The organism is Frankia sp. CcI156, from assembly GCF_001983015.1.
GTDB lineage: Bacteria > Actinomycetota > Actinomycetes > Frankiales > Frankiaceae > Frankia > Frankia casuarinae.
Map to the genome: position 1 here is coordinate 1 of NZ_MOMD01000144.1, position 1,041 is coordinate 1,041.

The window sequence follows — 1,041 nt, forward strand, 5'->3', positions numbered from 1 at the left end:
CCGTCCCAGCCTCATCCACCACCACCCGAAACGCGGAATGCTCAGGCAACAGACCCTCCGTCGCCACCGTGCACACCACCGCCACCGGACCCGCATCATCCACCATGAACCCCACCCGCGACGCCGGATAATCCGGATCAACCGGCAGATACGCCGCACCAGCCTTCAACACCGCCAACACCGCCACCACCAGATCCACCGACCGCGGCACCACCACCGCCACAATCCCCCCCGGCCCCACCCCCCCAGCAATCAGATGCCACGCCAACCGATTCGCCGCCGCCTCCAACTCCCCATACGACAACCGCACATCCCCATCCACCACCGCCAACGCACCCGAAGACACCACCACCCGAGCCTCAAACAACCCCGGCAACGTCACCCCCGGCACCACCGCACCCGTCGCATTCCACTCCCCCACCAGCCGAGCCCGCTCAACCTCCCCCAACACCCCCACCCGACCAACAAGCACCCCACCATCCGCCGCAATCACCGCCAGAATCCGCACCAGCCAGTTCAGCAATTCCCGGGCCGCGTTCAGGTCGTACAGGTCCGGCCGGTAGCTCAGCCTCAGTCCGAGCTGGTCGCCACCGGGACTCACCGCCAGCGTGAGCGGATAGTGGGTGGCGTCCCGGCCTCCGGCGGGAGCGACGGCCAGCCCGCGGCCGTCCGCCGGACCGGACGGGTCGACCGGGAAGCTCTCGTAGGCGACGAGGGTGTCGAAGGTGGCGCCGGGCCCAGCGAGTCGCTGGATCTCGGTCAGCCCCAGGTACTGGTGGGGCATCAGCTCCGACTGGCGACCCTGCAGGTCAGCCAGCATCTCCACCACCGGCTGGGCCGGGTCGAGCGGCACCCGGACCGGCAGCGTGTTGATGAACAGGCCCAGCATGTTCTCCACGCCGGGCAGCTCCGGGGGCCGTCCCGCGACGACCGCCCCGAACACCACGTCACGGCGCCCGGCCAGGCGGCTGACCAGCAACGCCCACGCCCCCTGCAGCACCGTGTTCAACGTCAGGCCATGGCGGCGAGCCAACTCGCGCA

1 protein-coding gene is annotated in these 1,041 nt (G+C 69.7%); it reads right to left on the reverse strand.

Translation table 11 applies throughout. The features are described from left to right. On the reverse strand, window positions 1–1,000 hold a 1,000-nt coding region (locus tag CcI156_RS23755; RefSeq protein WP_254847598.1), incomplete at its 3' end, for a condensation domain-containing protein. Between the last annotated feature and the right edge of the window lie 41 nt (window positions 1,001–1,041).